The sequence below is a fragment of the Lysobacter sp. CCNWLW3 genome (assembly GCF_036697405.1).
Lineage (GTDB): Bacteria > Pseudomonadota > Gammaproteobacteria > Xanthomonadales > Xanthomonadaceae > Lysobacter.
On sequence record NZ_JBAHWA010000005.1, the window covers coordinates 249,701 to 262,981 of the forward strand.

General features: G+C 68.9%; 16 protein-coding genes and 2 tRNA genes. 8 read left to right on the plus strand and 10 right to left on the minus strand.

Features of this window, described 5'->3' with window-relative positions:
* Positions 1–246: 246 nt before the first annotated feature.
* The 8 genes from V1318_RS11455 to V1318_RS11490 form a co-directional block, all read right to left on the minus strand.
* Complete coding sequence (locus V1318_RS11455) at positions 247–1,461, minus strand: RtcB family protein (protein ID WP_332939800.1); 1,215 nt, start codon at positions 1,459–1,461, stop codon at positions 247–249.
* Positions 1,462–1,525: 64 nt separating this feature from the next.
* A complete protein-coding gene (locus V1318_RS11460) occupies positions 1,526–2,329 on the minus strand; it encodes a hypothetical protein (RefSeq protein WP_332939801.1) in 804 nt (267 codons plus the stop codon).
* Positions 2,330–2,434: 105 nt separating this feature from the next.
* Positions 2,435–3,565, minus strand: a complete 1,131-nt coding sequence (locus V1318_RS11465) for a slipin family protein (protein ID WP_332939803.1) — start codon at positions 3,563–3,565, stop codon at positions 2,435–2,437.
* Positions 3,566–3,958: 393 nt separating this feature from the next.
* Positions 3,959–4,024 (minus strand) — tRNA-Gln (locus V1318_RS11470).
* A 4-nt stretch (positions 4,025–4,028) separates the two neighbouring features.
* A tRNA-OTHER gene (locus tag V1318_RS11475) sits at positions 4,029–4,098 on the minus strand.
* 400 nt (positions 4,099–4,498) lie between these two features.
* Positions 4,499–4,621 (minus strand): hypothetical protein, encoded by a 123-nt coding sequence (locus V1318_RS11480; RefSeq protein WP_332939804.1) that lies wholly within the window; start codon positions 4,619–4,621, stop codon positions 4,499–4,501.
* 125 nt (positions 4,622–4,746) lie between these two features.
* A complete protein-coding gene (locus tag V1318_RS11485; RefSeq protein WP_332939805.1) occupies positions 4,747–5,328 on the minus strand; it encodes a cysteine hydrolase family protein in 582 nt (193 codons plus the stop codon).
* On the minus strand, positions 5,325–5,699 hold the full coding sequence (locus tag V1318_RS11490) for an antibiotic biosynthesis monooxygenase (protein ID WP_332939806.1): 375 nt from the start codon (positions 5,697–5,699) through the stop codon (positions 5,325–5,327). The genes V1318_RS11485 and V1318_RS11490 overlap by 4 nt, the downstream gene beginning before the upstream one ends.
* Before the next feature lie 103 nt (positions 5,700–5,802).
* Here V1318_RS11490 and V1318_RS11495 point away from each other — a divergent pair, with 103 nt between their 5' ends.
* Positions 5,803–6,243 (plus strand): Lrp/AsnC family transcriptional regulator, encoded by a 441-nt coding sequence (locus tag V1318_RS11495; RefSeq protein WP_332939807.1) that lies wholly within the window; start codon positions 5,803–5,805, stop codon positions 6,241–6,243.
* Between the two features lie 67 nt (positions 6,244–6,310).
* Here the strand turns inward: V1318_RS11495 and V1318_RS11500 are convergent, their stop codons facing one another.
* Positions 6,311–6,640, minus strand: a complete 330-nt coding sequence (locus V1318_RS11500; protein WP_332939808.1) for a hypothetical protein — start codon at positions 6,638–6,640, stop codon at positions 6,311–6,313.
* Positions 6,641–6,818: 178 nt separating this feature from the next.
* On the opposite strand from V1318_RS11500, the gene V1318_RS11505 reads away from it, so the two are divergent.
* Together V1318_RS11505 and V1318_RS11510 are read left to right on the plus strand one after the other, a co-directional pair.
* Positions 6,819–7,406, plus strand: coding sequence for a sigma-70 family RNA polymerase sigma factor (locus tag V1318_RS11505; protein ID WP_332939809.1), 588 nt, complete (start codon positions 6,819–6,821; stop codon positions 7,404–7,406).
* Positions 7,403–7,882 carry a hypothetical protein gene (locus V1318_RS11510; RefSeq protein ID WP_332939810.1) on the plus strand — a complete coding sequence of 160 codons (480 nt, stop codon included), beginning with the start codon at positions 7,403–7,405 and terminating at the stop codon, positions 7,880–7,882. Before V1318_RS11505 ends, V1318_RS11510 begins: the two co-directional genes overlap by 4 nt.
* On the opposite strand, the gene V1318_RS11515 is transcribed toward V1318_RS11510, so the two are convergent.
* Positions 7,879–8,475, minus strand: a complete 597-nt coding sequence (locus V1318_RS11515; RefSeq protein WP_332939811.1) for a glutathione S-transferase family protein — start codon at positions 8,473–8,475, stop codon at positions 7,879–7,881. The two genes, V1318_RS11510 and V1318_RS11515, sit on opposite strands and share 4 nt — an antisense overlap.
* A gap of 195 nt (positions 8,476–8,670) precedes the next feature.
* On the opposite strand from V1318_RS11515, the gene V1318_RS11520 reads away from it, so the two are divergent.
* The 5 genes from V1318_RS11520 (at position 8,671) to V1318_RS11540 (ending at position 13,259) form a co-directional block, all read left to right on the plus strand.
* Entirely contained in the window at positions 8,671–9,225 is a 555-nt protein-coding gene (locus V1318_RS11520; protein ID WP_332939812.1) for a sigma-70 family RNA polymerase sigma factor, read from the plus strand.
* A 203-nt stretch (positions 9,226–9,428) separates the two neighbouring features.
* Positions 9,429–9,668 (plus strand): RebB family R body protein, encoded by a 240-nt coding sequence (locus tag V1318_RS11525; protein ID WP_055904532.1) that lies wholly within the window; start codon positions 9,429–9,431, stop codon positions 9,666–9,668.
* A 498-nt stretch (positions 9,669–10,166) separates the two neighbouring features.
* Positions 10,167–10,628, plus strand: coding sequence for a hypothetical protein (locus tag V1318_RS11530; RefSeq protein WP_332939813.1), 462 nt, complete (start codon positions 10,167–10,169; stop codon positions 10,626–10,628).
* Between the two features lie 86 nt (positions 10,629–10,714).
* Positions 10,715–12,964, plus strand: a complete 2,250-nt coding sequence (locus V1318_RS11535; protein WP_332939814.1) for a hypothetical protein — start codon at positions 10,715–10,717, stop codon at positions 12,962–12,964.
* 79 nt (positions 12,965–13,043) lie between these two features.
* Positions 13,044–13,259 carry a hypothetical protein gene (locus V1318_RS11540; RefSeq protein ID WP_332939815.1) on the plus strand — a complete coding sequence of 72 codons (216 nt, stop codon included), beginning with the start codon at positions 13,044–13,046 and terminating at the stop codon, positions 13,257–13,259.
* Positions 13,260–13,281: the final 22 nt, after the last annotated feature.

Here is a 13,281-nt window from a genome sequence, read left to right on the forward strand (position 1 = left end):
CGCCCGGCCGGTTAACTATCCGTTACCCGCGCGGCCCTGACGAGGGGGCGAATCGCGCACCGTGTCGCAGTCCCGTCGTTACGTTTTGTTGCGATCGCGAAATTGCGACGAACGGCGTTATCGCGACGGCCTTGCGAACCATACGGGGCGGACCTTTCGGGCCGGGATGCGCCGCCCGATCGTCGGGAAACCGGTGGCAAAAAAACGCCGCCCCTCGCGGAGCGGCGTGCGATCCGGCGCTCGGCCTCATCCCTTGATGCAGACCACCTGCCGCAAGGTGTGCAGCACTTCGACCAGATCGGTCTGCGCGGCCATGACCGCGTCGATCGACTTGTAGGCCGCCGGCGATTCGTCGATCACCGCCGCGTCCTTGCGGCACTCGACGTGCGCGGTGGCTTCGCGGTGCTGCTTGAGGGTGATGCTCGCGCGCGCCTGGGTGCGGCTCATGACGCGGCCGGCGCCGTGGCTGCAGCTGTGGAAGCTGTCGGCGTTGCCCTTGCCGCGCACGATGTAGCTGCAGGTGCCCATGCTGCCGGGAATGATGCCAAGCTCGCCGGCGCGCGCGCTGACCGCGCCCTTGCGGGTGATCAGCAGGGACTCGCCGTGATGCTGTTCGCGCTGCACGTAGTTGTGGTGGCAGTTGACCGCCATCTTTTCCAACTGGAACTTCGGCAGGCGCTGGCGCATCTCGTGCAGCACCCGCGCCATCATCGCCTCGCGGTTCTCGCGCGCGTAGTCCTGGGCCCAGGACACGGCCTCGACGTACTCCTCGAACAAGGGCTCGCCTTCCAGGAAGAACGCCAGGTCCTTGTCGGGCAGGTGGAAGCCCAGCACGCGCCGTTCCAGCTGGCGCCGCGCCTGCTCGATGAAGTAGGTGCCGATCAGGTTGCCGGTGCCGCGCGAACCCGAGTGCAGCATCACCCACACCGCGTCGGCCTCGTCCAGGCAGATCTCGATGAAGTGGTTGCCGCCGCCGAGCGTGCCCAGCTGCTTGTCGACCTTGTCGTTGCGGACCTTCGGATGGCGGGCGCGCACCGCCTCCAGGCGCGGCATCAGCCCCGACTGCGCGATCCGGGTATCGATGCTGTCCGGGCGCTTGCGGTGATCGCCGCCAGGACCGTTGCCGACCGGCACGCTGCGCTCGATCGACGAGCGCAGCAGAGCCAGGCTGTCGGGCAGATCCCTGGCGCGCAGAGTAGTGCGTACCGCGGCCATGCCGCAGCCGATGTCGACGCCGACCGCGGCCGGGACGATCGCGCCGCGCGTGGGCACGACCGACCCCACGGTCGCGCCCTTGCCCAGATGCACGTCGGGCATCACCGCCACCCAGGGCCCGACGAAGGGCAGGGCGGCGATGTTGCGCAGCTGTTCGTGCGCCTGCGATTCCAGCGGCACGCCGCGGACCCAGCCCTTGATCGGGGTGGCGCCTTCGGCATGCAGCAGTTCGTATTGATGACTCATGGTGTTGTCTCCTGAACGGCGGCGGCGCGCTCCGTGCGACGCCGCCGGTTTGCTTCATGTTGACTCAGTGCAGGCGTTCGCCGTCGTGATTGCGCAGGCCGTGACGCTGCAGCTCGTGCCGATTCAACTGGCGCTTGCCGCGCGCGTACAGGCCGGCGCGACCGTAGGGCCGGCAGGCCTCGCAGCCGCGATGGCCGCAGGGCTTGCCGGTCCGCCTGGCCGGACGCCGCGCGACCACGTCGTAGGGCGCGACCGGCTTGGACGCCTTCGGTTCGGCGCCGGCCGCCGCCGCGACCGCCGGCAGCGGTGCGAGTTCGATCTCGTACCAGATGCCGTCGATGCGACGCAGCTGATGCAGTTCGTCCAGCGGCCGTACGTCGGCCGGTGTCTGCGGCTTGCGCGCCCGTGCGTACTCGCGTCGGGCCTCGCGCTCGGCCTGGAGCCCCGCGTGGTTGATCAGCAGCACGCCGCTGACCGGATCCACATAGAGCTTGGGCGTCCAGCGCTGGGCCAGTCGCCGCAGGCCGCCGTAGCCGCGCTCGTAGTGCAGCGCGCCGTCGAAGGTCTGCGCCCGCAGCGCGACGAAATCCTCGAGGTGTTCGTGGATGTGTCGCTGCACGGTATTGCGGCGGTCGATGTTGGCGCACAGCTCCGAGTAGACCTCGTCCCACCGACGGCCGACCTGCCGGCCGAGATATCGCCGCAGCGGGTTGAGGTTTTCGTTGAGCCCTTTGCGCGAGCGATGGCGGAACTTGAGGCTTTCGTGTTGGGTCTGGTCCTCGGGATCGGCCAGGGGACGGCGTTCGCTGCTGTAGCGACCTCCGCGCCGCGGCCGTTCCACGATCACCTTGTACATGTCCTTACGCATGGAAGGGTTCCGTTGGAATGGATGCGATGGCCGCTCCCTGGGGAGCGGCGTTCTCGGGTTCGGTTCGCGGCCGAGTCGTCATCCGGGATTCCACGGATCACCCCTTCAGCCGCCCGCCTTGAGGCTGACCAGTTGCTTGAGCACGCCGTCCAGGCCGCCGAAGACGGTGAGCTTGTCGATCTTCTCGGTGACCTTCTCCAGCGCCTCCAGCTCCTTCAGGCGCATCAGCGTCGGGCTGTCCTCGATCAGCTTGGCGGTGTTGAGCAGGCTGCGCGTGGCGTTGGCCTCCTCGCGACGGCGGATCACGTTGGCCTGGGCCGACTTCTCCGCCTGCACGACGCCGTTGAGGATCTCCTTCATCTCGCCCGGCAGGATCACGTCCTTGACGCCCACGCCCAGAACCTCCAGGCCGAGGCCGTCGAGCCGGTCGCGCACGTAGCCGTAGATGTCCGCGTCCAGCGAGGCCTTATCGCCGAGCAGCTCGTCCAGGGTCTTGGCCGACACCGCCCTGCGCAGGCCGTACTGCAGCTCGCGGTACAGGTAGTCGTTGACCTTGGCGACCTTGCTGCGCGTGGCGACCGGATCGGTCACGCGTACGCTGGCCGCCAGGTTCACGCGCAGCGATACCTTGTCGCGCGTCAACAGCTCCTGGCCCGAGACCTCGACCGACTGCACGCGCAGCTCGACCAGCTCGACGGCAACGTTCTTCTGGAAGTTCCAGTAGGCGTAGCTGCCGGCGTCCAGGGTGCGCACCAGCTTGCCGTCGACGTAGAGCAGACCGGCGGACTCATTGGGCACGGTCACGGCCAGGGCGATGCGATCGAGCAGGCCGATCTGGCGCAGGCGCTGCGCGATCTCGCCGCGCAGCTCCAGCCCCGCCGACAAGGTCGTGGCGACGATTTCGATCGGCACCAGGCCACGCCAGTACAGCTTGCGCGAGCCCGGTGCGAGCAGGTCTTCGAGCTTGCCGTTCTTCATCACCAGGCCGACCTGGTCGACGCCGATGTCGGCCAGGACGAAATGCTCGTCCAGGCGCGCGCCCAGCGCGGCCACCAGTGCGTCGGTGTCCTTGCCGACGTACTCGGGCTTGGCGATGTCGTGCAGCACCACCTCGGCGCGGCCCAGCCAATCGCCGATGCGATAAACGCCCGGTCCGAGCACGCGCTCGAAACGGCGGTTGCGGTAGATCAGGGCGCGCTCGGCGTCGCCGACCACGACCCGCTTGTTCCAGAACATGACGTCTTCTCCTTGGTGTTCTGCGGGTTTCGATCCGGTCGTGTGGACGGCGCGCGACCGGATCGTTCGTCGCGCGCTGCGTGGGTGCCGCGGCCGCGCGCAAGCGGCGGCCGCAAAGCCAAATGGGGTGGAAGCGCCCCCGACGGCGTCGGCGCGGAACCCGTGTGCGCTCGGCGCGGCGTCCGCGGAGGGGCCGGCACGCGACGCTGTGCTGTCGCGTGCGAGCAACCGCCGCGGTCCGTCGCCTCGCGGGCGCGGGTCCGGCGTCGTCGCCGCTGCTGCGCTGCGTGCTCCACCGCGCCGAGGCGCGGTTTCGTCCGCAACGCCGCAAGGGGCGTTTCCGGATGGGGACTTTCGTCCCCGTATTGCTCACTGCGTGACAGGCAGTTGTTTTGGAGCGGGAATCGAACCCGCGACAATCGGAATCAGGATCCGATGCTCTAACCGACTGAGCTATCCAGTGATCGACGTGCCGGACTCGAACCGGCGACCTGCGTACATGCCGCTGCTCTAACCTGCTGAGCTAACGTCGTCTTCGAAACACCGTCTTGCGAACTGCGGCATACGCCACGGCAGGGCCGCGCGCACCGGACGGGATGCGAACCCGTACCGCTGCAGAACGTTGGATCGATGTTTCGCATTGGCGTCCGTCGCCGGTCGCCAATTCGTGCGGGCGCATGCGCCCTATGCCTGCGATCTCCCGCCGCACCGCCCGCGCCGAAGCATCCGGGCGCAGCGCCTCGCGGCGCCTCGACGGCATCGCCCCTGCGGCGCGCATGCGCGCGAATGCTTCGGGGCCGGCTGGAAACCGCTTGAATCAGGGAAAAACGGATCCTTTGCGTACGCGAGAAACAAAACGCCCCCGGGTTTCGAACCCGAGGGCGTTCGCGTTCCTCGGGAGGTCGGGGTCACCGACCTCCCGCATAGGCAAGGTCAGTGTGGAGTGCGCGGCAGCGCTTCGTCGCGACCGCCGATCTTGATCGACGCGCATGCGCACGCGTCGTGGCGCTGGGGCCGCGACTGCTGCGATTTGGCGATGTCGATGAAGAGGTTCATGGCGGAAGATCGGATTCGATATGTGGCCGCGCCGGGCCGAGGTCGCGCACATTACGCTCGTTAAAATTTAGTTGCAATACCGTTCGTCGCCTCGCGAGCGGTCTTCGCAAAGGCGCGTGTCGCCTTCATGTCATGCGCGCTTGCGCACGCACCGCCGCGATCGCCTCGTCGCTGTCGACGACTTCGGCGAACTCGGCGCGCAGGGTCGCCAGATGCGCGCGTGCGATATCGTCGGCGGCGACGACGCGGCCGTATTCGTCGCGCAGGTCGAAGCAGGCGCAGGCATCGGCGACGACCACGACGCGATAGCCCAGATTGGCGGCCACGCGCGCGGTGGTCGACACGCACATGTCGGTGCTGATGCCGAACAGCACCAGGCTGTCGACGCCGAGCCGGCGCAGGCGCAGATCCAGGTCGGTGCCGATGAAGGCGGCGTTGACCGATTTGCTCACCAGCGCCTCGCCCGGCAGCGGTTCGAATCCGGCGCGGAAGGCATTGCCCGGATGCGAGGGTTGCAGGGACGAGCCTTCCATCACCGAGTCGTGGCGCACGTGGATCAGGGGGAGGCCATGCTCGCGCCAGATCGCGAGCAGGCGCCGGCCATTGGCCTCCATGGCCGGGTTGTTGCGCGGGCCCCAGGGCGGGTAGTCGAAGCCCTGCTGCACGTCGATCGGAATCAGGGCGGTGCTACGCGGGTCCAGTTTCATGGTGCGGTCTCGGCGGTTGGGGAGGGCAGGGGATGCGGTCCGCCGTAGGCGCGTTCGACGCGCGCGACGCGCTGCTCGAAACGGCGGTACCAGAGGCGACGGCCGCGCTCGCGCGCGAGCGCGTGCTCGGCGTGCGCGCGCCAGGCCGCGATCGCGGCCTCGCTGTCGAAATAGGCCACGGTGATGCCGAAGCCGCCGGAGTCGCGGACGGACTCGTAGCCGAGGAAGCCGGGTTGCTCGCGCACCAGCTCGACCATGCGTTCGGCGGTCGCCGCGTAGCCGGTTTCGTCGCGGCCGTTGCGTAGCGAGGAGAAGATCACCGCGTAGTAGGGCGGCGGCGGCAGCGCGGCGAAGCGGTCGGGGTCGGACATCGTGCGGCGGTAGCGGCGGAGAGGCGCCTACTGTGCGCACTCGCGCGTGCCGGTCTCAACCCGGCACAATGCCGGCCGTGCCGACTTATCGCCGGATCCGACCATGAAAGCGCTGGACGCCATCGACCGCCAGTTGATCGCCCTGCTGCAGGACAATGCGCGCCTGTCCACCGTGGCCCTGGCCAAGGCGGTGGGCCTGTCGCGCAGCACGGTGCAGGAGCGCCTGCAGCGGCTGGAAACGGGCGGAGTGATCGCGCAGTACACCGTGCGCTTGGGCCGGGATGGCGATCCGCTGCAGGCCTGGCTGTTGGTGCGTTACGCCGACGGCTTCAGCTGCGACGACGTGATGCCGCTGCTGGCGCAGTTGCCGCAGCTGCGGTTCTGCCACAGCGTCGCCGGCGAGATCGATCTGATGGCGCTGGTGCAGGCCGAGTCGCCCGGGGCGCTGGCCGACCTGCGCGAAACGGTGATGGCGATGAAGGGCGTGGACGACGTCACCACGATACCGGTACTGCGCACGATGCTGGACCGCATGAGCGGCTAGTCCGGGACGCGGACCGGTCGCGCCGGGACGATGGCGCATCCGGTCTCGCGGATGCGCCGGCCCGCATTCACGAAAGGCGGCGCGAAAGCGCGTAGTAAGCCAGGTTGCCCACGCCGGTCGCGCCCAGCAGCACGGCGATCACGCCCGGAGTCACCTCGCGCCAGCCGAAGGCTTCGATCAGGGCGAAGGCGGCGGCCAGGGTCAGGCTCAGCACGCCCCAGCGCAGCGAGGCATGGCGGCGGCGTTGATCCTCGCTCTGGACCAGCGAGCGGATCAGTTCTTCCGAGCCGCTGCCCTGCTGGATCAGCTTGCTGCGGAAGCGGGCGTCGACCACGAACTTGATCGCGTAGGTGATGCAGAGGAACAGGGTGATGGGAATGAGGATGTCGATGTCCATGGCACGTTCTCGGGATTGGGTCTCGGGGCAATGGATACGGCCGTCGTCGGAACGGTTGCAGGCCCGAGCATGGCGGCCCGTTCCGCGCCGGTCCAGCCGGGGCCGGCCCGGAGCCGATGCCGGGAGTCGGCTGCCGGCATTGCAACCATTCGCCCCCACGACGTATCCACTGCCCTAGATGACCGTCCCGCCCGCCCCCGCCAACGACGATCGCGCGCTCGTGGACGCCGTACTGGCGCGCGCGCCGGGGGCGTTCGAACGCTTGGTGCGCGAGTACCAGGGCCTGTGCTGGCACATCATCCAGCGCATGGTCCGGCAGCCGGACGACACCCGCGAGCTCTGCCAGGAGGCCTTCCTGCGCGTGCACCAGTGCCTGCACCAGTACCGCTACGAGAGCCAGCTCAAATCCTGGATCGGACAGGTCGCTTATTCGGTGGCCAAGCGCCATCTGGAACGCAAGCGGATCCCGATCCTCGAGGTCGCCGACGACGAGGACGCGCTGTCGCCGCTGGACCAGGTCAGCGACGGCTTCGACCTGGAGGCGGCCTGCGCCGACGCCGAGGTCGCCGCCGCGCTGCACGCCCAGATCGAGGCGCTGCCGCCGCTGCAGCGCACCCTGCTGACCCTGTATCACCTGGACGAGGTGCCGATCGTCGAGATCGCGCGCATCACCGGCCTCGCCGAGGGTACGATCAAGAGCCATCTGTTCCGGACCCGGGCCTTGCTGCGCGAGCGCCTGCAGTCCAGCATGGGAGTCACCGCATGAACATGTCGCACACCCCGCCGCCGCCCGACGACCGCCCGCAGCGCGAGGCCCAGGAATGGCTGGCGCAGGAACGCGCCCTGCGCGAGGAACGCGCCGGCCTGCCGATCGAAGCCGGCGACGCGCGCGTGGCCCAGTACCGTCTGCTGGTGCGTGCGTTGCGGGCGCCGGCGATGGAGCCGCTGCCGGCGGATTTCGCGGCCCAGGTCGCGCGCCGGGTCGAGGCCAGCGCCGCGCTCGGCGACCGGCTCGAACAATGGCTGCTCAACGGCCTGATGCTGGCCCTGCTCGCGGTCGTCGTGTACGTGGTCGCGAACTACGGCGGCGGCTGGTGGGATGCCATCGCCGCACCGCTGGCGCGGATGCCGGCCGGCCTGGATGCCTGGCTGCCGGTGCTGGGGCTGTGCGCGGGCGGCACCTGGCTGTGGGAGCGCATGTCCGATCTCGGCCGCGGCGACGCGCACGGCCACGCGGCCTAGGCGATCGCCAGAGCGCGATAACGCCGGAACGCGGGCCGCTCCGCGATCCGATCCAGGTACGCCTTGAACGCCGGCCGCTCCGGTATCGCGCCCAACACGCGCATGCCCCGATGCAGGCCGTCGGCCCACTGCGTGTCGGCCGCGCTGTAGCGCTCGCCGGCGGCGTAGGCCTGCACGCTCAGGCGACGTTCCAGATGGGCCAGCATGTCCTCGTAGGCGCCGAACGGGAACGCGCGCGGCGCGTAGGCCCAGGCCTGCGCGCGCGCGACGATGCAGGGATCGAGCACGGCGTCGGCGTAGACCAGCGCGCTCAGGTAGGCCGCGCGCATCGGATCGCCGATCGCCGGCGCCAGGCCGGCCTGCGGAAACGCGTCGGCCAGATATACGCAGATCGCCGCGCGTTCGGTCACCACCACACCGTCGTGCACGACCGCCGGCACTTTCTTGTGCGGCTGGATCGCGCGATAGCTTTCCGGCGCGCCGTCGTCGGCGTGGATGTCGATCTTGAGCACGTCGTAGGCGACGCCCAGTTCCTCCAGCAGGTAAAGGATGCCGGAAGAGCGCGAACGCGGCGCGTGATAGAAGGTCAGCATGGTCGGCCTCGCAGATCGGACGGGTACCGGGCGGAGGGTCCGTAGCGGGCGCGTCCGCCCTGGGACCGTAGGCGAGGGGGCTGACAGGTTTTGTCAGTAGTGGAAAATCGCCCCGCCGTGTCACCCAGGTAACAGCCTTTCCGTGAGCGTCTCACCAGACTCGCCTGTGTGTACTCAACACAGGAGGTGTTGGTGATGAATAAGCCGGGCGATGGATCGCAAGAGCTGGGTGTGGCCGACGAGATGTTCGTGAGGGCTTGGCGAGCGACCAAGCCCGAGCTCGACCGCCGCGCGCGCCGGCTTTCGGACGGCCACCGCGACCGCGCCGACGACCTGCTCGCCAACACCGCCATCAAGGCCCTGCTGTTCATGCGCCGCTCGCCGGACGCGATGAGCGACCCCGAGGGTTTCCTGTTCGTGGTCCTGCGCCACGTGTTCCTGGACAGCGTGCGCCGCAACGGCCGCGACGGCGAGGTCTTCGACCGCGGCGTCGACATCGAGGCCGAGGGCGTGGCCCAGGGCCTGGACCTGTCGGCGCTCCAGCGCATGGAGCTGGAAGAACAGCTCGGCCGGGTGATCACCGCGGTCGCCTCGCTCAGCCGCGACCAGAAGCGCCTGTTCGTCTACCGCTTCATCGACGACCTGCCGTACCCGGCGATCGCCGAGCGCTTGGCGATCAACCAGCCGCTGGCGCGCAAGCGGGTCCAGCTGCTGCGCGAGCGCATCCGGATCGCGGTCGATCGCGACTGAGCGCGCGGCCGCCTTCACAGAACCGGAGCCGGCGCGTTTAACCCATAGCTATCGCATCAAACGCCGCACGCCGACGCCGCCTCCGCGCCGTCGTGCGGCCCTAGGACGCCGCGCGTGCCGGGTTCCGGGCACGCGCGGCGGAACGCCTCGACGCGGCGCCGGTCGGGGACTCCATCAAACACGCGACTCCCAAGGACAGGTCCATGGCCGACACCACGCCCGTGAATTCGCAGATTACCGATGCCGTCACCCAGACCAACGTCAAGGTCGTGGCCGAGGCGCCCGCTCAGGCCATCGCCGCGCTCTACCAGGTCGCCAGCCATTCCGCCGGCCTGTCGCTGCAGAACGCCGTGCACAGCCAGCAAGTACTCAACCAGATCTCGACCGCGGTGGTGTCCAAGGCGGTGGGTCTGATCATGGCCATAGGCGAGAAATCGTCGTGACGGCCCCGCAACAACGGACGTTGAGCAGGGGATAGCGCCATGCCTTTCTGGAACAGGAACAAACCGCCGGCCACGCCGCCGGCACCGCCCGCGACTCCGGCGACCGCCGCAACGCCGGCGGCGCCTGCCGATCCGGCGGCACCGGCACCGCCGGCGAGCGCGACGGCCGCCGCCACGCCCGCCACGCCGAGCGCGCTCGGCGCCGCGCCCGCCGATGCCGCGTCCGCCGATGCCGCGTCCGGTTCCGGTTCCGGTACGGCGAGCTCGGGTGCGACGGACGCCGGCACGACGGGATCGGCTTCGACTGGAGCGGGCACGGGCGATTCGGGCACGACTGACAGCGGCACGACCGGATCGGGCACCACCGGCAGCGGCACGACGGGTTCCGGCACGACCGGTAGCGGCACGACGGGGTCCGGGACCACGGGCTCCGGCACCTCGGATCCGCCGACCACGCCGACCACGCCACCGGCGCCGCCGCCGAGCGTGCTGGCGACCATGAGCACCCAGATGCTGGCCCAGGCCGGCGCGCCCACGCCGCCCACCGACGCGCTCAACCAGAAGATCGTGCAGGCGGTGCAGCTGAGCAATGCCGAGACCGCGCAGTACGCGCCTTCGCAGATCGCGATCCCGCCCAACATGATGATCACACAGGCGGCGGGCCTGGTCGCGCAGTCGGCCGCCGCCTACTTCGACGGCGTCAGCAAGCTCGCCTTGGCCAGTCAAGGCATCCTGCTCAAGGAAATGACCCAGAACCTGGTCGAGAACCAGCTGGAGAAGGCCGCCGAGGATGCGCTCGGCGTGCTCGCCACCGACATCCTGATGGGCGCCGCCGCCGCCGTCGCGGCCGCCGCCGGCGCGATGGAGGCCGAAGCGGCGAGCTTCGCCATCGATCGCATCGACCAGAGCATCTCCAAGTACGCCGCCGTGCTGCAGAACCACAAGAGCGCGTCGTCCTGAGCTGACGACCACCGCGGGAGCGCGTCGCCGCGATGCGCTCCGGACCCGAATGCCGCCCTGCGGCGCAGACCTTAGGAGCCCCGTCCATGGCCTTTTTCTCCCTGACCTCGCCGGTCGTGATGCAGCAGTACCCGTTCGACTACCACAGCCATTTCGGCGGCATCCTGCCGGTCGAGGGCGACCTGCTGACGTCGACGTCCTACAAGATCAGCTACACCATGCCGTCCTCGCCGGACGCGATCGAGGTCAGCCTGCCCAAGGACCAGCGCCTCTCGCTGGTCGGCGTGATGGGCGGCGACGGCCCGGTCGGCACCGACGAAGGCACCGTGGCCCTGTTCGACAAAGCCCTGTTGATGATGATCGAGGGCAATCCGCTCAACGCCTTGGCCGCCAAGGCGAACAAGGCCGCGTACGAACGCGGCGAATGCGTGGCCGAGAGCATCTACATCGCCTGCGTGGTACTGGCGCGGCGCTGGGCGCTGTCGGATTGGGTGGTCAACGCCGCCGCGACCAGCCCAGAGTTGTACGAGGAGATCCGCGGTCAGCTGCGCGCGCGCGTGCAGCCCGATCGCGCGGCGCCCTACAACCAGGAGCTGATCAAGATCCTGCGTTACTTCAACAACAAGATCTACAGCGCCAACAAGTACACGCCGTTCGACGATTGCTACAAGGCCCGCTCCAGCCTGATGAAGGCGGTGCTGCGCGAGCCCGACGCGCAGCGGTGCTACGACCAGTGGGTGCTGGCGACCTACGCCTTCCTGTACCAAAGCGGCGTGCGCTGCAACCAGGCGGCGATCGGCGCCGACGAAATCGTCGTCGCCGACCGCATCGCGCAGGCGTTCAACCAGCTCTATCCGAAGGACCCGAGCAACTTCCGGCTGCTGGTGCACACCTCGGCCGGCTACATGCCCGGCGATCGCCTGAGCGCGGAACTGAAGGACAAGATCCTGCCGCTGCTGACCGAAGAAGGCCCCAGCACCGTGATCGGCATCGACCTGCTGGGCACCGAGACCAAGGTCGCCGACTACGGCCAGTTCTTCCAGTTCCTGTTCCAGAACCAGTCGGCGCTGGGCAAGTGCTTCGGTTCCGGCAAGGGCGCGCGTTCCCAGCAGCTGATCTGCCATATCCACTGCGGCGAGGGCGCGGCCTCGACCACCGACAACCGCTCGATGATCGGCTACTACTACGCCAACGCGGCCGAGCCGCCGGGCGAGGATTTCTACCGCGCCTATTCGGCCTACATCGCGCGCGGCCTGGCCACCGCCCAGGGCCGGCGCGCCGACGAGCCGCGCGGCAGCCGCGGCGCCGGCACGCGCAAGAAGAGCGACGTGTCGGGACTGTTCGACGAGCTGTTCCGCAGCGACTCGCTGACCCACGGCGGCTGCACCCTGCGCCGCTTCGACATCAACAGCCCAGCCAGCATCGCGATCGTCGCCTACAACGGCAAACGCAGCGAGATGGCGATGAGCGAGACCCTGGACACGGTGGCGGACGGGCAGAGCCAGAGCTGGTACGCGTTCTTCTCCGGCAGCCAGCAGTTCGCGTTGCGGCTGGGCCACGCCTACTACTACCGCAACTACATGGCGCAGCGTTACCCGTTGGTCGCGTTCGACACCAACATGGGCAGCAATGCCATCACCGGCGCCTCGGGGCTGTTCGATTCGGTGGAGGGCTACCGCATCAACCGAGGCTTCCGCCACCTGGACGGCTACATCGACACCGACGTGCTGCACCAGGCCGGCAACGCCGTGGCCTATCTGGGCGCGAACGCCCTGGAGCAGCCGCAGGTCGAGAAGTTCATCGCCATGGTGCGCGCGCAGACCAGCCTGGCCGACGTGTTGAGCAATCAGGAAAACAAGGTCTGGCTCTACAGCCAGCTCAATTCGGGCCTGGCGCCGATCTGCAATCCGTCCAACATCTCCGATTACTACGCGCTCTACGCCGAGCTGGTGCTGCAGCTGGCCGGCCAGACCACGATCAAGTCCTACTGGTTCGACGCCCTGACCCGCTCGCTGACCCTGTTCAACAACTGGCGCTCGTATCTGCTGGGAGCGGACGGACAGGGCGTGGAGCACACCAACGTCCAGGACGAGTTCCTGCGCATGGTGATCCTGCTGGCCTATCAGCTGCTGCCCGCCGGCCAGACCCGGGTGCTCGACCAGACCATGGTGTCGCTGCAGAAACTGGTGCTGTCGATCGCCACCGACTACTGGGAGACCACGGTCGATTCCTCGCTCACCCTGGTGCCGAACACCGCGCTGGGCCTGGAGACCATGTACGGCTTCAAGTCGCCGGCCTCGGTGGTCACCCTGACCCGACCCAAGCCGAAGAAGTGAACGCCGCGCGTCCGGCCAGGGCGCGGACGTCTTCCAACCCGGCCGCGCCGCGCGCGGCCGGCACCGCCAGGAGCTTGCGATGAACGACCTCGTCGAACACCTGCTGCACGAAGAAATAGACGGTCCCGACGCCGCGGCCGTGCCGGCGAAGCCGGCAGATCCGTCGGCGTCCGCATCGACGCCCGCCGCCGCGGCCGCCGACAAGGCGCTGGACCCCGAACTGGCGAAAGTGCTCGAGCGCCTGATGCAGCCCGACGTGCTACGCGCGCTCACCCAGCTGCTGCGCGCGCGCTGAGCGCCCGTCCCCCCTAACGTCC

Excerpts from the sequence above, each read along its gene's own strand:
- V1318_RS11485 (WP_332939805.1), bottom strand. The coding sequence starts at position 5,328 with ATGAAACTGGACCCGCGTAGCACCGCCCTGATTCCGATCGACGTGCAG.
- V1318_RS11500 (WP_332939808.1), bottom strand. The coding sequence starts at position 6,640 with ATGGACATCGACATCCTCATTCCCATCACCCTGTTCCTCTGCATCACC.
- V1318_RS11460 (WP_332939801.1), bottom strand. The coding sequence starts at position 2,329 with ATGCGTAAGGACATGTACAAGGTGATCGTGGAACGGCCGCGGCGCGGA.
- V1318_RS11525 (WP_055904532.1), top strand. The coding sequence starts at position 9,429 with ATGGCCGACACCACGCCCGTGAATTCGCAGATTACCGATGCCGTCACC.
- V1318_RS11465 (WP_332939803.1), bottom strand. The coding sequence starts at position 3,565 with ATGTTCTGGAACAAGCGGGTCGTGGTCGGCGACGCCGAGCGCGCCCTG.
- V1318_RS11505 (WP_332939809.1), top strand. The coding sequence starts at position 6,819 with ATGACCGTCCCGCCCGCCCCCGCCAACGACGATCGCGCGCTCGTGGAC.
- V1318_RS11510 (WP_332939810.1), top strand. The coding sequence starts at position 7,403 with ATGAACATGTCGCACACCCCGCCGCCGCCCGACGACCGCCCGCAGCGC.
- V1318_RS11540 (WP_332939815.1), top strand. The coding sequence starts at position 13,044 with ATGAACGACCTCGTCGAACACCTGCTGCACGAAGAAATAGACGGTCCC.
- V1318_RS11515 (WP_332939811.1), bottom strand. The coding sequence starts at position 8,475 with ATGCTGACCTTCTATCACGCGCCGCGTTCGCGCTCTTCCGGCATCCTT.
- V1318_RS11480 (WP_332939804.1), bottom strand. The coding sequence starts at position 4,621 with ATGAACCTCTTCATCGACATCGCCAAATCGCAGCAGTCGCGGCCCCAG.
- V1318_RS11495 (WP_332939807.1), top strand. The coding sequence starts at position 5,803 with ATGAAAGCGCTGGACGCCATCGACCGCCAGTTGATCGCCCTGCTGCAG.
- V1318_RS11490 (WP_332939806.1), bottom strand. The coding sequence starts at position 5,699 with ATGTCCGACCCCGACCGCTTCGCCGCGCTGCCGCCGCCGCCCTACTAC.
- V1318_RS11530 (WP_332939813.1), top strand. The coding sequence starts at position 10,167 with ATGAGCACCCAGATGCTGGCCCAGGCCGGCGCGCCCACGCCGCCCACC.
- V1318_RS11455 (WP_332939800.1), bottom strand. The coding sequence starts at position 1,461 with ATGAGTCATCAATACGAACTGCTGCATGCCGAAGGCGCCACCCCGATC.
- V1318_RS11520 (WP_332939812.1), top strand. The coding sequence starts at position 8,671 with ATGAATAAGCCGGGCGATGGATCGCAAGAGCTGGGTGTGGCCGACGAG.
- V1318_RS11535 (WP_332939814.1), top strand. The coding sequence starts at position 10,715 with ATGGCCTTTTTCTCCCTGACCTCGCCGGTCGTGATGCAGCAGTACCCG.